Genomic DNA, 16,723 nt, shown 5'->3' on the forward strand with positions numbered 1-16,723 from the left:
GGTCTGCGCGAGGCAGATTGATTCTCTGAAAACGGTGCCGGATAATTGCCGCACCGTTTTTTTGTTTGTTGGCGTCAGAACAGTTACACAAGAAAGGAAGGGCATGTACCAGTCACTCAATCAATTATTGAATATCAAATATCCCCTGATCCAGGCACCTATGGCGGGCGTCTCCACGCCGGCGCTGGCTGCCGCTGTATCCGAAGCCGGTGGGCTGGGATCGCTGGGTCTGGCATCGGCTTCGCTGGATCAGGCTCGCAGCATGATTGAAGAAGTTCAGCGTCTGACGCGCAAGCCGGTTAATATCAATTTCTTCTGTCATAAACCCACCGTGCCTGACCAGGCAGCCAATCAGGCCTGGCTGGCGCATCTGCATCCGATGTTCGAAGAGTTTGGCGCCACGCCGCCGGCCGATTTACAGGACATTTACCGACCATTCCCCGGTTATGACGACATGCTGCAACTGGTTCTGGAGACGCGTCCGGCCGTGGTCAGTTTTCATTTCGGGCTGCCTTCAGCTGATTACATAAAGGCCTTACAGAACGCCGGGATCGTGCTGATGGCCAGCGCAACCACGCCGGCCGAGGCCAAACAGATTGAAGCTGCGGGTATCGATGTCCTGGTTGCCCAGGGCTACGAGGCCGGTGGGCATCGTGGTGTGTTCGATCCGGAAAACGGCGATGCCCAGTATGGTACCTTTGCCCTGGTGCATATGCTGGCAACACAATCGTCATTGCCCGTGGTGGCTGCCGGTGGCATTATGGACGGCGCCGCGATCAAGGCAGCGCTGGCCCTGGGTGCCGCGGGAGTTCAGTGTGGCACGGCGTTTGTGCTGTGCCCGGAATCGGCTGCCAATGCGGCTTATCGCGAGGCACTGCAAAGTGAGCGTGCATATGAGACGCGCGTGACCACCACGTTGTCTGGTCGTGCGGCGCGTGGGTTGCGCAATCGACTGTATATTGATGAGCCTGCAGGTGCGCGCCCGCCAACCCCTGGCTATTCAATGACCTATGACGCGGCCAAAGCGCTGAACGCGGCTGCCAGCGCCAAAGGCAATTTTGATTTTGCCGCGCAATGGGCGGGGCAGGCAGCCGCGCTCGCTCGTCCCATGTCGGCAGCCGATATGGTGCAGACGCTGGTGAAAGAAGCGGGCTGGTAGGCTGGTACGCGTCTGCCCGTTCAGTCAGCCCGCCCGCCATGATGGATCATCACTGCCCCACAAACCGCCTACAGCCGAGAATTGGGTATGACTGTCCAGGCTGAAGGCGGGGCGCGATTGCACTACAATTCCGGACGGGCTGGGCTGGCTGGTCTGCCAGGCTGACACATCGGTCAGCGCGGTGCCTCGATCCGCCGCAGGTCCCTGATTCAGCAGCCAGTGGGCTGTGGCCAGCAGATGAGCCTGGATACGCCAGGTTCCGCCCACCTCGCTGCGCCATTTGAGCGCGCGCAAAATCCCTGCCGCCAGCAGATACCCCGTGGCATGATCCAGCGTCTGCGCCGGCAGGGCGCCGGGCGTGAAACCGTCCTTTGACTCGAGCATGCCGATACCGGTGGCGGCCTGAACAATACTGTCAAAGCCACGCCGGTCTCCCCAGGGGCCAGCAAACGTCCATGCAGACAGCGTGGCGTGAATCAGATGCGGATAATCGCGGGCAAGCGTGGCGCTGTCCAGTCCGAAAGCAGCCAGCGCCTGGGGGCGATAACCGGTCACCACTACATCTGCGGTGGCCAGCAGTTCGTGCAAGCGATGCAGCGATTCGGGCTCTCGCAGGTCAAGCAATGCCGAGCGCTTGTCGGCACCCGTATCGACATGTTGCACCGGCAGTTCGGGCATGGCCGGGTTATCGATCCGCAGCACATCGCAGCCGAGGTAGCCCAGCGTGCGGGTTGCCACGGGCCCGGCAATCACGCGGGTCAGGTCCAGTACACGCGGGGCGCCTTCTGACGCACGCAGTGGCGCAGGCACATGTGGAGCGATATTGTCGATGGCAAGCAGGGGGATGGCGGCTGCTGCCCGCGCCTGTGGCGACTGCTGCCATTGCGCGGCGTCCCGGACGCGAACGGCAATTCCCTTTGCCGCAGTGACCGTGTCTTCAACGTCGCCGGCCTGCGCCTGTGTCAGTGTGTCGGCCAGCTGCTCGCGCGTGGCGTCATCGGGCAGGCCGAGTGCGTCAAGCAGGCGTTGCCGGTGATGGGGATAGTTGCCGTGAAGCCTGACCCAGCCGTCACGGGTTCGGAAGAATCCTGAATGCGATTTGAAAACGGCAGCGTGTTCGCCATCTATGGTCTGCAACTGGTCGTTGCGAAAGGCAACCGATACCTGTGCCGGCTCGACTATTGCCTTGCGAGCCTGCCGCAGATCGGCGGCGGCGAGTGCGGCGGCGGCCACGGCGCCGCAAGCCAGTTCACTGACTTGCAGATTGGATGGTAGAAAATTGCCCTGGCCCAGCTGCAGATGAGCTTCTACATCGTGTGGCGACAATTGCAGTACAGGCAGGACATCCGCCAGCAGGCGATTGGAGACCCGTGATGTTGGTGCAGATGGCCGGCGCGTCACGATGCTTCTCCGTCCAAAGCCGTATGAAACACCGTAAATTCGTCAATGCCGATACGACTGGTCGAAAACTGGTTCGCCGGGTGGCTGACGTCCTCATAGCCCAGTGAAATGCCGCAGGCAATAATCTGGTCGTCGGCGATCTTCAGGTGTTGCCGGACAATATCAGGATAATTGCACAGCGCTGCCTGGGGACAGGTGTGCAGTCCGAGCGAGCGGGCGGCGATCATGATGCTCTGGATGAACATGCCGGTATCCATCCAGGTGCCGGTCTCCATATCATTGTCCAGGGTAATGAACAGCACCACCGGCGCATCGAAAAAAGCAAAATTGCGGCCATGCTGGCGTTTCATGCCGGCCTTGTCGTCCCGTGTAATGCCCAGTGTGTTGTACAGGGACCAGCCCGTTTCACGGCGGCGCGCAAGATAAGGTTCCCGCCATTTGACAGGATAGTACTGATACTCGCGATGCTCCGGTTCGCCGCGCTCATGGGCTTGCAGCAGCGCCTGCGATAGCCGGTCCCGGATGGCGCCCGAGACCACATGTACTTTCCAGGGCTGGATATTGCTGCCGCTTGGCGCGCGCGCAGCTGCATGCAAAATGCGGCGGATATCACCGGGGTCGACCGGGTCGGACAAAAAGCCGCGAACGCTTTTGCGACTCAGAATGGCCTGCAGGGTTTCATTGTCTGGAAGGGGATCTCGATTGTTCATACGAAGTCCGGTTGGTTGATCGCAATAGCAGGTGAAATAGGCCACTGCCACAATGGCTACTGACAGTCACTTCACTTTACCATTTTTTATGACCGGGCAAGATGCCTTTGCCGGCGTCATGATGCATGATAATGACCTGTGAGGCATGGGTAAGCTACACCGGGGCATTTGAAAATGACCGAAAATTCTAATGCGAATCGCGTCTTATCTTATCGCAAAAAAAACGTTCCCTATTTAAAGCTGCATCCGTAGACTTTGAATCACGGTGATTGCAACGTTTCCATGAATATTGCAATTGAAATATCACCGGAAAGCCGATCAATCACCAAAAGGATTCATTCTATGAGCACGACAGCATTGAAAGTGCGGGAGCTTCCCGTCGAGCAGCAGATCCGGATTCAGCCTCAGTCAGGCTATACCGGTGCGCTGGTCACCGGCGTCAATCTGACCAAACCGCTCTCGACCGATCAGATAGCAACCATCCGTGGTGCACTGAACAAATGGGGCGTGGTGTACTTTCGCGACCAGCATCTGAACCACGCCCAGCATATCGCGTTCGGCCGCCAGTTCGGCGACGTCACGCCCGGTCATCCTTACGAAGGCGACGGTGCGCCCACCGGGTTTCCGGAAATTCATACGGTCTCACCCGATGCGTACCGCAAGCGCTATGGCGAGCATTATCGCAAGCAGGAAGGCAGCAATGGTCCGGGCTGGCACGCCGATGTTACGCCATTGATCAATCCGCCCGCCTACTCTATTCTGCGCGCAGAAACCGTACCTGATTTCAGCGGAGATACCCATTTCACCAATGTCGCCGCAGCCTACCGCGGCCTGTCCCGGCCGGTTCGGGATCTGATTGACCATTTGCGTGCCGAGCACCGGTTCGGCTCCAGCCAGAGTGCAGAACGCAGTAATGAAAAGATCGGCGAATGGGTACGCAATAAACCCCTGGCCTCGATTCATCCGGTCGTGCGCCTGCACCCGGACACCGGCGAGAAAGTCATTTATGTCAATCCATCGTTTACGCGGCAAATTGTCGGTGTCTCTCCAAGAGAAAGCCGTCATATTCTGGATCTGCTGTTCGAACATCTGGCCAACCCGGTGTACACCGACCGCTTCCGCTGGGAACCGGGTTCCATCGCGTTCTGGGATAACCGCGCGGTACTGCATCTGGCGCCGCGGGATTTCGAACATCTGGACGTGCAGCGTATCCTACATCGCATCACCCTGGTCGGTGATATCCCGATCGGGCCTGACGGCCTGCGCTCGACATCCATCGAGGGCGAGCCTTTTTTGGCGGCGTAAACGGTTTGCACTGTTCAATACAGTGATGCCCCCTGGCGGCGGCATCACTGACGCGCCTTTCTCAATCAAGTCAAAGTGAGTCCTATGGTTTCCCCGTCCTCAGGCATCGTATCGTCGTTGCCCGATTTTCCAAATGAATTGCTGCATCGCTCTGAACGCGCGCCGACTTACATATCGAGCCCGTCCGTGCCGGCAGAGCTGGTGGATCCAACTGTCATCGCGCAAGTGCGCCGGCCCCAGAGCCGACTGCCGCGCTCGGTTCAGCGTCTGTTGGGTCCCGTGTTGTTGCTGGCTGGCTGGCAGTTGCTTAGCACCTTGGAGATTTTTGACCAGCGCACCACACCGGCGCCGTGGACGGTGATTCACACGGCCTGGACGTTGCTGGCCTCGGGCGAGTTGCAGACCCATTTGTGGGCGTCGCTACAGCGGGTGCTGGCCGGCCTGGCGCTGGGACTGGGTATCGGGCTGACCGGCGCCATTGCCAGTGGCCTGTCGCGCGCCGGCGAAAACATCGTGGATGCCAATATGGAAATTCTGCGCGCCGTCCCAAATTTTGCGCTGCTGCCGGTGCTGATCGCCTGGTTTGGTATCGGCGAAGACTCGAAAATTATTCTGATCTCGCTGGGTGTGCTGGTGGCCATTTACATCAACACCTACAGCGCTATTCGCAATGTCGATGCCTCGCTGATTGAAGCGGCCACAACGTTTGGTGTCAAGCGCCGTGAGTTAATCACGACTGTCATTCTGCCGGGTGCGTTGCCCGGCTTCCTGGTCGGGCTGAGGATTGCGCTGACCAGCGCCTGGCTGGCCCTGATTTTTGCCGAAACCATTAACGCGCCGCTCGGACTGGGACGCATGATGTCTGATGCACGTGAGTATTTCAGGATCGATATTATTTTTGTGTTGCTGGCGAGCTATGCGATTCTGGGGCTGTTGTCTCTAAGTCTGGTCAGATATCTGGAATCAAGGCTGTTGCAGTGGCGGAGGGTTTTCGATGGCCAATAACGATGCGGTCCGGGTGCATGCGCTCAATAAGGTATTCGGCAATCACGCAGTTCTGAACGGCTTGTCGCTGTCAATCGGCCAGGGCGAGTTTGTCGCGCTGCTGGGTCGCAGCGGGTCGGGTAAAAGTACGTTTCTGCGTGTGCTGGGTGCACTGGATGGTCAGGTAACCGGGCAGATTCGGGTACCGGCCCGGCGTGCGATTGTGTTCCAGGAGCCCAGACTATTCCCCTGGCAGCGGGTCATGCGAAACGTGACGGTCGGGCTACCCCAGACCCGATCCACCCGTGAACAGGCGCTGGGCGCCCTGAGCGAAGTGGGGCTGGATCGGCATGCGCAGGCCTGGCCGCGCACGCTGTCCGGTGGCGAGGCGCAACGAGCTGCCCTGGCCCGGGCGCTGGTGCGGGACCCACAACTGTTATTGCTTGACGAGCCTTTTGGTGCACTGGATGCGCTGACGCGGCTGCGCATGCATGTGCTATTGCGCAATCTGTACGAGCGACACCGGCCTGCTGTGTTGCTGGTGACGCATGACGTAGACGAAGCCATCCTGCTGGCAGATCGCGTACTGGTGCTCACCGATGGCCGCATTTCTTTTGACGAACCGGTATCGATCGATGATCCGGTACGACGCAACAGCCCCCGCTTTGATGCGTTGCGTGCGTCGCTGTTGCAGGAGCTGGGCATTGTCCAGCAGGCCTGATGAATTGTTTATGTTTTTGTCGATTTTTGTAGAGGGAATTATGCCGTTTGTGTTATCCGGCTCCAGGGGCCGCTTCGTCTCACATGTCTTACACGCACTGGCACGCCGCCGTTTGAAATCCATTGTGCCGACGATCATGCTGACGTGCTTTTCTGTCGCCGCCGCCGCGGCCGTCTCGGGTGAGCAGGCCTCGCTGGATAAAAAACTGCACGATGCCGTGCCCGCCGGTGTGCGGCTGATTGTCGCGGAACAAAGTGACCAGTTCTCAATTCCCTGGAAATTGTCTGCGCTGGGAGAGAACGCGCCTTACAACGTGACGTTCGCCAATTTCAACGGCGGTCCTGCCGTGCTCGAAGCGCTGGTATCGGGCGCGGTCGATGTGGGCTTTATCGGTGAGGCGCCGTTGCCCATTGCCCTGGCTTCGGGCGTGCAGGATCTCAAAGTGATTGCGGCCATCGCCAATCCGGGCAGTCCTGGCAATATTTTCCTGGTCGCGCAGCCCGGTAGCGGAATTCGAAAGGCACAGGATCTGGCAGGCAAAACCATTGCCTATCCGCCGGGTACAGGCAGGCACATGATTTTGAGCGGCATTCTGCATTCAGCCGGTCTGGATATCCGTAAAGATATCAAGAGCGTCACCCTGGCCGGTTCGGAAGTTGCTCCGACCTTTGCTTCGCGTTCAGTGGATGCGGCCATTGTGCTGGGCCAGCAACTGTTCAGACTGGGCAGCCCGCCCATCGTGGAAGACGGGACGGGGCATAACTGGGGACTGAATGTGCTCGTAACCCGGCAATCGGTACTGGACGATCCGGCCAAAGCCCGTGCGCTGGCTGATCTGACCCGGCGCGCGGTTCAGGTCCTGAACTGGCAGCAGCGCCATGCAGAACAATGGATCCGGGCCAGCTATGTCAGGCAGCAGGGGCTGACGTACGAACAGGGCAAGTATTTGTTCGATAAATCGGGGCTGGGCACCTACTATCCCATACAAAGTGAACTGAAACAGGTCTACCAGCAAATTGCTGATGGTCTGTACGAAACCGGTGCGTTGCAGAAAAAAGTAACGGTGGCCCCGTTTCTGGATACTCGTTTCAATGACATTGTGGTCGAACAGAACCGGCTGGATGGCATTGTTCCGAAGCCGCTGGAGAACGATAGTCATGCCGTGATCCATTCGCATGACGCAAGGACTGATGCAACCTCGTCTGAATCCGCTGCCGCACCCGGTACAGGATCGGCGGTCGTGACCGCCGGTGCGGCCGCTGCGGTTCCCTGAAATCAGTGCACATCAAAACACAGAAAAAACGGAGTCGATATGTCATATGTAATTGAAAAAACAGAATCGGATAACGCGGTCAGTGCAAGGGCGGTCGAGTCCGGGTTGACCGTAACGCCTCTGACTGCCCATATAGGCGCGCAGATCGACGGCGTTGACTTGCGCTTTGACCTCACGGCCAGGCAGGTGGCGGCCATTCGTGCCGCGCTTTTGCAGTGGAAGGTGGTTTTCTTTCGGAATCAGTATCTCAGCCACGAACAGCAGGTGGGTTTCAGCCGGCAATTCGGACAGCTGACGGTGGGTCATCCGGTTTTCGGGTATGTGGAGGGTCACCCCGAAATTTACTCGGTCGGACGCAACCGCAAGGCCAACCGGTTTGCAGGCCCGCGTCTGGTGCGCCCTTGGACTGGCTGGCATACGGATGTCACTGCCGCTGTCAATCCGCCGTTTGCCTCTATTTTGCGTGGGGTGACGATTCCTCCATACTCCGGAGATACGCAATGGACCAATCTTGTCACGGCATATCGGGGATTGTCGCCTGCGCTCAGGACATTTGTCGACACGCTCACCGGCGAGCACCGGTTTACGCCGCCAGAGGGAGCACAGGCCAAATCGGATTTTGTAGATGATGTCAAAAGACGGCCGCTGGTTAGTCATCACCCGCTGGTGCGGGTGCATCCCGAAACGGGTGAACGGGCACTGTATGTCAGCCCCTCATTTCTAAAGCATATTGTAGGGCTGGCACCACGCGAAAGCGAGCAGTTGCTGCAATTGTTGTTTGAACATGTGATTCGTCCGGAATATACGGTCAGATTCAAATGGGAACCCGGCTCAATTGCCTTCTGGGACAACCGCTCAACCGCCCATTTGCCGCCGGTCGATATTTTCGATACCGAGTTCGATCGGCAGCTTTATCGCACGACGCTGGTGGGCGATGTACCGGTTGGGGTCGACGGACGGGAGTCTGTGGCCGTAGAGGGCGAGCCGGTACTGGCGCATGTTGCCGATTGAAGAAAAGGCCGCAAGTTGCGGCCTGTGAGCGCGGCTTTGTCGTGGCGTTGTGAGCGGCCGCTGATCTGTTTATCCACCATTCCGGCATATTGTCTCCTCGTGCCGGAACGGTGGCTTTTCGTTGTTGGCGAACCCTAAGCCTGCGCCGGCAAATCAAATACCAGCACTTCGGCATCACGGCCGTTTTCCAGCCGCACGCCTATTTCATCTGTGATTTTCAGGGCATCACCCGCCTGTAGCGCCAGTCCGTTGACCGTCACGCTGCCGGTGGCCACGTGCACGTAGCCAATCCGTCCCGCATCCAGCAGATGTTCAAGCGGCGCATCTCCATCAAGAATGCTGGCGTAGATACGTGCATTCTGGTGGATCAACACGGAACCGTCGGTGCCGTCAGCAGAGGCGATAAGCCGCAGGCGACCCTTTTTTTCATCGCGGGTGAAGTGCTTTTCTTCATAGCCTGGAGGCAGACCCTCTCTGCATGGTTCTATCCAGATCTGTAAAAAGTGCACGCCTTCTTCCGAAGAGCCGTTATATTCACTGTGCATGACGCCAGTGCCGGCACTCATGCGCTGCACATCGCCGTAGCCGATGACAGAGCCGTTGCCCATGCTGTCAGAATGCGCAAGTTTGCCCTCTAGCACATATGAAATAATCTCCATATCGCGATGACCATGCTTGCCGAAACCACGCCCGGGTTCTACACGATCTTCGTTAATGACAAGCAAGGGACCAAAGCCCGAATGGGCCGGATCATGATAGCCGCCAAAGGAAAAGGAATGGCGGGAACTGAGCCAGCCATGCTCGGCTACGCCGCGTTCTTCGTTTTTTCTGATTTTCAGCATTTTGCGTATGTCCTGATAAAAAGTTGAAGCGATTCGGGGCGGCCTCTGATCGGGCTGCAAGCGGTTGCAGCCATCTGCACGCCGTCTGTCGTTGTATCGCTGATATAAATATTGTATGGGGTATAGTACGAATTCTGTAGAGCGAAATTCGGAATAGTTATTCCTTAAACTGGAACAATCACGACCACCATGTCACTGAATGCAAATGATCTGATTCTTTTTGCGCAAGTTATGGATGCGGGCAGTTTTTCTGCGGCAGCCGAGCGCACGGGTCTGCCCAAATCTACCCTGTCGCGACGGATCAGTGGGCTGGAAACCGAACTGGGGGAAAGACTCATTACGCGAAGCACGCGCAAGTTGATGATCACCGATTTCGGCCAGGAAGTGCTGGAACATGCCCAGAGACTGGTCGATGAAACGGAATGCACGGCTGCCTTTGCGCGAGACAGGCAGGCGACGCCTCAGGGCACACTGCGCATCTCTTTGCCGTCCGACTTTTTTGAGCAGGTCATTGCTGATTTCGTACAGCACTTCTCGATATTGCACCCCAAGGTCAGGCTGGAGATGGATCTGTCGGCCAGAAGGGTTGATCTGCTGGCCGAGCGGTTCGATGTTGCGATCCGCGTGGCCTCCACATTGCCCGACGACAATACCCTGGTCGCACGTCGTCTGGCGGCCATCGTCACGTCTCTTTACGCCAGCCCAGCCTACGTCAGCCAATATGGAGAACCGGCCGATCCGTCTGATCTGAAAAATCATCACGGCTTGATGCTGATGAATAGCGTGGGCGAAAGCCGGCCCTGGCGGCTGACGCGAGGCAACGATTTCTGGGAAGGTTACCCGGCCCGTGCTTTCAGTTCGAACTCATTGGGATTGCATCGGGCTATCGTGCTAAAGGGCATGGGCATCGGCGGGTTGCCGCAGCCCATGGTGGCATCCGCCGTGAAAGAGGGTTTGCTGGTTCCGGTTTTGCCGGAATGGCATTCACGCGAGGCCATTGTCTGGTGTGTGACACCGGGCCGTCGTCTGCTCTCGCCTGCAACGCGCGCATTTATTGAGGTGTTCAGCGAGGTCATGCAAAAGAGCGAGGCGTTCAAACATACGCGGTAGCCTTGCTTAACAGGTATTATCAATATCCCAATTGAAAAAACCACATCCGCAATGGATGTGGTTTGATGATACTCGTGATATCCAGGCGGGGACGCGCCGCGCCCCGTATCCAATGCTTAGTTCAGATAGTCCTGCTCATCAGGATTGGCAGCGCGATAGGCGGCCAGTTCGTTCATCACATCGGCGTGGCTTTTGGTGCTGCGCACAATGATTTTTGGATAGCTCGCATCAGTGGTGTTGCTTTGATCAGCGACGATATCCTGTTGTACAGGGCTGACAAAATTAGTAACGTCCGGATAGGCAGTGTCGGAAAACTCATACGCATCGGATGCATGGGCAGCACCGGCAACAAAAGCGGCGCCAAAAAGAAGGGAAGCAAGTACGTTTTTCATGATTGTGTAACTCCATAAATGATCGGTTGAAATCCGCGGAGGGTGTTCGGGTTTGAAACACGTCGCTGGTTTCAGTGAGTTCATTATGGGCTTTTAAAATCGATAGAAAAATACTTATTACAGAATTATTAATTCCATATATGGAACAATCAGCTATTTTTAAGGAAGATTTATTTTAACTATTTCCATATTTGATACAAACTATCGACCCGACCAAGAATATACAGGATTTGACGCCGTTTTACCACTGGCAACTTCGTTGTCGACCAAGGGATATCCCGAGGTATTGAGTGCTTGACAGGCCAAAATATTGAATAGCATACTACGATCTTACTTATCAGATGTCCTACAATAACTAGCATTTCATCGTCTATATGAAGTTTGAGACGATGGCATTCAACTTATTTATATGTATAAGATGTCATACAACATTGGAAGGACACTATGAAGCTGATTTCTGCCCTGCCCATATGGAAGTCTTGCCATGAATGAACATCGGGTCGAGCGCCTTGGCAATATGATCTGCGCAGTAGGAGAAAGCCCCGTATGGCATGGTCCTGAACAGGCGCTTTACTGGACGGATATACCTGCAAAAAAACTCTGGCGCTATGAAACCGAAAGCGGTATCGCAAGTCAGTGGGATCTGCCGGAAATGGCTGGCTGTATTGCAATGCAGCACGATGGCGGCTGGTTGGCTGCGATGGAAACGGGAATTTTTGCCATGCCGACATTGACGGCAGGGCAGACTCCTGCAGTGCAACGTATGACAACCGTGATGCATGCGCGCGCAGGAATGCGCTTTAATGACGGGCGCTGTGATCGGCAGGGTCGTTTCTGGGCCGGTACCATGTTGATGGACATGACTGAAGGCGCAAGTGCCGGTCAGTTGTATCGCTATGCGGTCGGAGAATTCAGCGTTCCGATTCCCGATTCACTGATTGTGCCCAATGGCATGGCGTTCAGTCCGGACGGGCGCACGATGTATTTATCCGACTCGCATCCTTCGCGCAAAACAGTGTGGCGGTACGACTACGATCCCGACACGGGCATTCCTGCCAACCGTCGCACTTTCATCGCAGCTTTACCGGCGGGGCGCCCTGATGGTGCTGCGGTGGACCAGGATGGCTGCTACTGGATTTGCGGTAACGAGGCAGGCACGATTTACCGTTATACCCCCGATGGCAGGCTGGATCGCAGCCTGTCTGTGCCGGTTCCGCGCATCGCCATGTGTGCGTTTGGCGGGAGAAATCTTGACACGCTTTTTGTGACATCCATACGTGGGGCAGGCGCGGGCCCCGATGCGCTGGATGGCGCGATCTTTGCCCTGCGGCCAGGTACGTGCGGACTGGAGGAACCCGCCTGTCGCGCTTAGCCATGGCGGCCAGTTGTATCCATGGTGGTTTCGTCTGGTGCGCATGCATTGCCGCCAGCAGGTTTTATCACGCTTTTATTACCAACAACAATACCTATCCCTATCCTTATTGGAGGAAGACAATGCAACCCATCTCTCGCTGTTTCGGTCAGATCGTGACCGTCACCGTCCTTGCCCTTGCAGGCATGGCTGCCGCTCAGGCGCTTGAACTGCGTTCGGCCGACATTCATCCCAAGGATTATCCCACTGTGAAAGCGGTGGAGTACATGGGCGATGTGCTTAAGAAAAAAAGCGACGGGCGTATCACCGTCAAGGTGTTTTCAGGCAGTGCCCTGGGCAGCGAGGACGACTCGATTGAACAGGTCAAACTGGGTGCCCTGGCAATGGCGCGGGTCAGCAGTGCTGCCATGCATAACATTTGTGAAACCACGCGCGTACCTTCGCTACCGTTTTTGTTTCGCTCGGTCGAGCATCAGCACAAGGTCCTGGACAGCGATATTGGAAAACAGATCCTGAAGTCCTGCGAAGACGCCGGTTTTGTGGGGCTGGCGTGGTATGACAGCGGTGCTCGTTCCATGTACACAAAAAACAAACCGGTCAAAAGCGTGGCCGATGTAAAGGGCATGAAAATCCGCGTCCAGCAATCCGATTTATCAGTCGCGATGGTGGAGGCAATTGGGGCCAATGCAACACCCATGCCCATGGGCGAAGTCTATACTGCGCTCAAGACCGGTCTGGTGGACGCCGCAGAAAACAATTTTCCCAGCTATGACAGTGGGCATCATTTCGAAGTGGCAAAGTATTTCTCGCTGACCGAGCACACCATGACACCCGAAATACTGGTGTTCTCCAAACGGCAGTGGGACAAGCTGCCCGAAGCAGACCAGAAGCTGATCCGCGAAGCAGCACAGGAGTCAGTTCCCTATATGCGCAAGTTATGGGCGGAACGTGAGCTTAAATCACGTGCCGTGGTCGAGAAGGGCGGCGCGCAAGTGATCGAGCCGGACAAGGCTTCGTTCCAGGCGGTAATGAAGCCGGTATACGACCGTTTCGTGACCACGCCTGAAATGAAAGATCTGGTTGCCCGCATCCAGGCGGTGAAATAGGAGTGACGATGACAGCACAACTGATCGAATCCAAAACGGTCAACGATGTTCAGGCGGAGAGGCCCGGTTGTGGCAGCGCCTCTCCGCTTGATCTCTTTACCTGCACCTGCGCACGGCTTGCCCGTGTGTGCATGATGCTCAGTGTCATCGGTCTGGTCTGCCTGATCGCGGCGGTAGCGTTCCAGGTCTTCGGGCGTCATGTCCTGAACAGCACGCCGACCTGGGCTGAAAGCCTGTCGCTGCTTCTGGTGCTGTTCGTGACCATGATGGGGGCGGCTGTCGGCGTGAGGGATGCCGGCCATATCGGCTTTGAGTCCCTGGCCGATCTGCTTTCACCTCCGGCCAAGCGGCGCCTGTGCCTGGTTGTGCACGCACTGGTGCTCCTGTTCGGCGCAATGATGGCATGGTACTGCGGCGAACTTGCCGTTTCGGTGCATGCAGTAAAAATTCCCAACCTGGGCCTGTCCGAAGCATGGAAATATGTTCCGGCGCTGCTCTCGGGCGTGCTGATTGTTCTGTTTTCGCTTGAACATATCATCGCGACGTATCGCAATCAAAAGGTGGTGCTCGCATGGCTTTGACACTTTTATCCTTGTCTTTCATGGGCTTCCTGATCATCGGCGTACCGGTGGCCTTTGCCATCGGCCTGGCCTCTATTGCCACGATCGCTTTTGAAGACCTGCCCATTGCGGTTGCATTTCAGCAGATGACTTCAGGCATGAACGCGTTTTCGTTCCTGGCCATCCCGTTTTTCATCTTCACCGGCGAACTCATGCTGTATGGTGGCATCGCCGATCGTATCGTCAATTTCGCCAAATCGATGGTAGGTCATGTGCGCGGTGGCCTGGGTATGTCAAATGTGGTTGCCTGCACGCTTTTTGGCGGGGTTTCAGGTTCGCCGGTAGCCGATGTGTCCGCCATGGGGTCGGTCATGATTCCCATGATGAAGCGCGAGGGCTACCACGCAGATTATGCCGTCAACGTCACCACGCATGCGGCGCTGGTAGGCGCCCTCATGCCTACCAGTCACAATATTATTATTTATACCCTGGCCGCTGGCGGCAAAGTGTCGATTGCGGCCCTGATTGCCGCAGGCATTGTACCTGCCGTGATCCTGACGCTGTGCAATTTGCTGGCCGCCTACCTGGTGGCGCGCAAGCGCGGTTACCCTGCCGGCACCTTTCCTGGCTGGCAGATCGTGTTCAGTTCCATGGTGGCAGCCATACCCGGCATGTTTGTGATTGTGCTGATTATTGCCGGGATCCTGAGCGGCGTGTTCACTGCCACCGAGTCGGCTGCCATTGCCGTGCTCTATTCGCTGCTGCTGACTGGTCTCGTCTATCGTTCCCTGACCATGCAACAGTTTGTCCGCGCCGCGGCCAAAGCGGTGAAAACAACAGGCGTGGTGCTGTTGCTGATCGGCATTTCGGCTACGTTCGGCTACCTGATCGGATTTTATGGCGTGGCTGAAAAAACCGGTGAGCTGATGGCCTCCATATCCACCAGTCCCTGGGCGATTTTTCTGATGGTAAACCTGTCGCTGTTTGTATTGGGCACCTTCCTGGACATGGCGGCCACCATTCTGATCTGCACGCCGATCTTCCTGCCGATTTGCATGCAGTATGGCATGGGACCAGTGCAATTCGGTATCGTCATGCTGCTCAACTGTGCCCTGGGCCTGAACACCCCGCCGGTAGGGACTACGCAATTTGTGGGCTGCGCCATCGGGCAGGTTTCGGTAGGCACCGTTATGCGTACCATCTGGCCGTTCTATGGCGCATTGATTCTGGCGCTGGCGCTGGTGACTTACGTGCCGGCGTTTTCGCTATGGTTGCCGGAGCTTTTGATGAAGTAAAGCCTGAAGCAAAGAGACGGGCAGCCGCAAGCGCTACCCGTCTCTTTTTTAAAAATTGCTTCCATGGCATGGATATCAGGTGCGCCGCTCAATTTGAGTATCGCGCCGCTCCTCTATCGGCCATTGCGACCCATTAGCGTTTATGTCCCGACGAAATACCCATAGCAAAGGCCGGCGTCGTCCGGCTTTTGTATTGATAGTCTACCGGTCTTTCCGCAATTTCGCGTACGGTGCGGTTAGGATCGATCATCAGAGCCGCGATGGCACCCACCAGCAGCAGGCCACCGGAGATCAGAAATGGCAGCGTATAACTGCCTGTCGTCTGGATCAGGAAACCAAAAACCACAGGTGAAATCGCCCCGGCCAGTCCGAAACCAGAATTCATCATCCCGCCAGCGGTACCGGCGTATTTTCCGGCAATATCCATGGGCAGGCTCCAAAGGACCGGATTGGTTAATTCCAGGAAGAAAAAACACGCGGAAATAAGCACAATGGCAATCAGCGGATCGCGAATGAATATCATCGGCATGATACACAGGAATGCCAGGAACAGGCCAAGCGACAACACTGACACGCGGGCAAAACGCAGGCGCTTGGTGCGGATGTACAGCTTGTCCGAAATCACGCCACCAAGCGTATCGCCAATGACCCCGGCAAGCAGGGGCAGCGTGGTAAATAGGGCCATTGCCTTCAGGTCAAACCCCCTGTCGTCTTTCAGGTACGAGGGCAGCCAGGTTAAAAATACCCACAACGACCAGCCGTAGCAAAAATCCACAAATGTCACCAGCCACATCTTGCTGATCATGTCCTTCCATGGCGTTTTGCCGGATGCCTTGTTTTTGCGCGCCGGTTCACCGATTTCCTCGATTTCGGCAGGCGTGATGGTTTTGTGCTGATGGGGGGTATCCGTGAATAACAGCAGATAGGCCAGGCTCCACAAAAGGCTGATGACGCCCAGCACGATGAATGCTTCACGCCAGCCTGCGTAGTAGACGATAGCCAGTACGATGGGCGGCGTGATGGCGCCGCCCAGCCGGGAAAAGCTATGCGTAATACCCTGGGCAAAGCCGCGTGAAGATTTGGGCATCCACGAGGTCATTGCGCGCGTCGCTGTCGGGAAGGCGCCTCCTTCGCCCACACCAAGCAGTACCCGCATAATCACAAGCGTGATCAAGCCGCCGATAAATCCGGTCAGCAATGTTGCCAGTCCCCAGATCAGAGACAGGATCAACAGAATTTTTTTGGGTCCGAACCGGTCGGCCAGCCATCCCCCCAATATTTGCATCACCAGGTAGGGATAGGCAAATGCGGAAAAGATGAACCCGAGTTCGGTTGGTGAAAGATTGAACTCTTTTGCAATAAACGGTGCTGCGACAGCGATATTGACCCGGTCTACATAAGCGATGAAATACATTGCGCAAAGCAGGCCCAGTATCATATGTCTGGTTTTTATATTCCTGATCATGTTGTCTCCCTAATGGT

Annotated in this window: 16 protein-coding genes; 11 read left to right on the forward strand and 5 right to left on the reverse strand. The window is 56.5% G+C overall.

What is annotated here, in order from left to right:
• Positions 1-103: 103 nt before the first annotated feature.
• Positions 104-1,159: an NAD(P)H-dependent flavin oxidoreductase gene (locus W822_RS32145; RefSeq protein WP_024004711.1), complete on the forward strand. Its 1,056-nt coding sequence runs from the start codon at positions 104-106 to the stop codon at positions 1,157-1,159.
• Positions 1,160-1,183: 24 nt separating this feature from the next.
• Here the strand turns inward: W822_RS32145 and W822_RS32150 are convergent, their stop codons facing one another.
• Complete coding sequence (locus W822_RS32150; RefSeq protein WP_051401646.1) at positions 1,184-2,560, reverse strand: CoA transferase; 1,377 nt, start codon at positions 2,558-2,560, stop codon at positions 1,184-1,186.
• On the reverse strand, positions 2,557-3,270 hold the full coding sequence (locus tag W822_RS32155; protein WP_024004713.1) for a nitroreductase family protein: 714 nt from the start codon (positions 3,268-3,270) through the stop codon (positions 2,557-2,559). The genes W822_RS32150 and W822_RS32155 overlap by 4 nt, the downstream gene beginning before the upstream one ends.
• A gap of 342 nt (positions 3,271-3,612) precedes the next feature.
• Here W822_RS32155 and W822_RS32160 point away from each other — a divergent pair, with 342 nt between their 5' ends.
• The 5 genes from W822_RS32160 (at position 3,613) to W822_RS32180 (ending at position 8,564) form a co-directional block, all read left to right on the forward strand.
• The gene (locus W822_RS32160; RefSeq protein ID WP_024004714.1) at positions 3,613-4,575 is read left to right on the forward strand and encodes a TauD/TfdA dioxygenase family protein; all 963 of its coding nucleotides are present in this window, start codon (positions 3,613-3,615) and stop codon (positions 4,573-4,575) included.
• 84 nt (positions 4,576-4,659) lie between these two features.
• Positions 4,660-5,580: an ABC transporter permease gene (locus W822_RS32165; protein ID WP_024004715.1), complete on the forward strand. Its 921-nt coding sequence runs from the start codon at positions 4,660-4,662 to the stop codon at positions 5,578-5,580.
• Positions 5,570-6,280: an ABC transporter ATP-binding protein gene (locus W822_RS32170; RefSeq protein WP_024004716.1), complete on the forward strand. Its 711-nt coding sequence runs from the start codon at positions 5,570-5,572 to the stop codon at positions 6,278-6,280. Before W822_RS32165 ends, W822_RS32170 begins: the two co-directional genes overlap by 11 nt.
• A gap of 10 nt (positions 6,281-6,290) precedes the next feature.
• Positions 6,291-7,553 carry an ABC transporter substrate-binding protein gene (locus W822_RS32175; RefSeq protein WP_024004717.1) on the forward strand — a complete coding sequence of 421 codons (1,263 nt, stop codon included), beginning with the start codon at positions 6,291-6,293 and terminating at the stop codon, positions 7,551-7,553.
• Positions 7,554-7,592: 39 nt separating this feature from the next.
• Complete coding sequence (locus W822_RS32180) at positions 7,593-8,564, forward strand: TauD/TfdA dioxygenase family protein (protein ID WP_024004718.1); 972 nt, start codon at positions 7,593-7,595, stop codon at positions 8,562-8,564.
• Positions 8,565-8,698: 134 nt separating this feature from the next.
• Here the strand turns inward: W822_RS32180 and W822_RS32185 are convergent, their stop codons facing one another.
• Positions 8,699-9,406 (reverse strand): pirin family protein, encoded by a 708-nt coding sequence (locus W822_RS32185; protein WP_024004719.1) that lies wholly within the window; start codon positions 9,404-9,406, stop codon positions 8,699-8,701.
• Positions 9,407-9,595: 189 nt separating this feature from the next.
• Here W822_RS32185 and W822_RS32190 point away from each other — a divergent pair, with 189 nt between their 5' ends.
• On the forward strand, positions 9,596-10,516 hold the full coding sequence (locus tag W822_RS32190) for a LysR family transcriptional regulator (protein WP_024004720.1): 921 nt from the start codon (positions 9,596-9,598) through the stop codon (positions 10,514-10,516).
• A 116-nt stretch (positions 10,517-10,632) separates the two neighbouring features.
• On the opposite strand, the gene W822_RS32195 is transcribed toward W822_RS32190, so the two are convergent.
• Complete coding sequence (locus W822_RS32195) at positions 10,633-10,908, reverse strand: hypothetical protein (RefSeq protein WP_024004721.1); 276 nt, start codon at positions 10,906-10,908, stop codon at positions 10,633-10,635.
• Positions 10,909-11,392: 484 nt separating this feature from the next.
• Here W822_RS32195 and W822_RS32200 point away from each other — a divergent pair, with 484 nt between their 5' ends.
• From W822_RS32200 to W822_RS32210, 4 genes are all read left to right on the forward strand, one after another.
• On the forward strand, positions 11,393-12,280 hold the full coding sequence (locus W822_RS32200) for an SMP-30/gluconolactonase/LRE family protein (RefSeq protein WP_024004722.1): 888 nt from the start codon (positions 11,393-11,395) through the stop codon (positions 12,278-12,280).
• A gap of 122 nt (positions 12,281-12,402) precedes the next feature.
• Complete coding sequence (locus W822_RS32205; protein WP_031242463.1) at positions 12,403-13,386, forward strand: TRAP transporter substrate-binding protein; 984 nt, start codon at positions 12,403-12,405, stop codon at positions 13,384-13,386.
• 8 nt (positions 13,387-13,394) lie between these two features.
• Positions 13,395-13,967: a TRAP transporter small permease gene (locus W822_RS0123435; RefSeq protein WP_024004724.1), complete on the forward strand. Its 573-nt coding sequence runs from the start codon at positions 13,395-13,397 to the stop codon at positions 13,965-13,967.
• Complete coding sequence (locus W822_RS32210) at positions 13,958-15,241, forward strand: TRAP transporter large permease (RefSeq protein WP_024004725.1); 1,284 nt, start codon at positions 13,958-13,960, stop codon at positions 15,239-15,241. The genes W822_RS0123435 and W822_RS32210 overlap by 10 nt, the downstream gene beginning before the upstream one ends.
• A 133-nt stretch (positions 15,242-15,374) precedes the next feature.
• Here W822_RS32210 and W822_RS32215 read toward each other — a convergent pair whose 3' ends face one another.
• Positions 15,375-16,706 carry an MFS transporter gene (locus W822_RS32215; RefSeq protein WP_024004726.1) on the reverse strand — a complete coding sequence of 444 codons (1,332 nt, stop codon included), beginning with the start codon at positions 16,704-16,706 and terminating at the stop codon, positions 15,375-15,377.
• Positions 16,707-16,723: the final 17 nt, after the last annotated feature.

It is taken from the genome of Advenella kashmirensis W13003 (assembly GCF_000506985.1).
GTDB classification, from domain to species: Bacteria; Pseudomonadota; Gammaproteobacteria; order Burkholderiales; family Burkholderiaceae_B; genus Advenella; species Advenella kashmirensis_A.

Bases quoted from the DNA above. Each gene is read 5' to 3' on its own strand.
- W822_RS32145 (WP_024004711.1), top strand. From the start codon at position 104: ATGTACCAGTCACTCAATCAATTATTGAATATCAAATATCCCCTGATC.
- W822_RS32155 (WP_024004713.1), bottom strand. From the start codon at position 3,270: ATGAACAATCGAGATCCCCTTCCAGACAATGAAACCCTGCAGGCCATT.
- W822_RS32160 (WP_024004714.1), top strand. From the start codon at position 3,613: ATGAGCACGACAGCATTGAAAGTGCGGGAGCTTCCCGTCGAGCAGCAG.
- W822_RS32165 (WP_024004715.1), top strand. From the start codon at position 4,660: ATGGTTTCCCCGTCCTCAGGCATCGTATCGTCGTTGCCCGATTTTCCA.
- W822_RS32170 (WP_024004716.1), top strand. From the start codon at position 5,570: ATGGCCAATAACGATGCGGTCCGGGTGCATGCGCTCAATAAGGTATTC.
- W822_RS32175 (WP_024004717.1), top strand. From the start codon at position 6,291: ATGTTTTTGTCGATTTTTGTAGAGGGAATTATGCCGTTTGTGTTATCC.
- W822_RS32180 (WP_024004718.1), top strand. From the start codon at position 7,593: ATGTCATATGTAATTGAAAAAACAGAATCGGATAACGCGGTCAGTGCA.
- W822_RS32185 (WP_024004719.1), bottom strand. From the start codon at position 9,406: ATGCTGAAAATCAGAAAAAACGAAGAACGCGGCGTAGCCGAGCATGGC.
- W822_RS32190 (WP_024004720.1), top strand. From the start codon at position 9,596: ATGTCACTGAATGCAAATGATCTGATTCTTTTTGCGCAAGTTATGGAT.
- W822_RS32195 (WP_024004721.1), bottom strand. From the start codon at position 10,908: ATGAAAAACGTACTTGCTTCCCTTCTTTTTGGCGCCGCTTTTGTTGCC.
- W822_RS32200 (WP_024004722.1), top strand. From the start codon at position 11,393: ATGAATGAACATCGGGTCGAGCGCCTTGGCAATATGATCTGCGCAGTA.
- W822_RS32205 (WP_031242463.1), top strand. From the start codon at position 12,403: ATGCAACCCATCTCTCGCTGTTTCGGTCAGATCGTGACCGTCACCGTC.
- W822_RS0123435 (WP_024004724.1), top strand. From the start codon at position 13,395: ATGACAGCACAACTGATCGAATCCAAAACGGTCAACGATGTTCAGGCG.
- W822_RS32210 (WP_024004725.1), top strand. From the start codon at position 13,958: ATGGCTTTGACACTTTTATCCTTGTCTTTCATGGGCTTCCTGATCATC.
- W822_RS32215 (WP_024004726.1), bottom strand. From the start codon at position 16,706: ATGATCAGGAATATAAAAACCAGACATATGATACTGGGCCTGCTTTGC.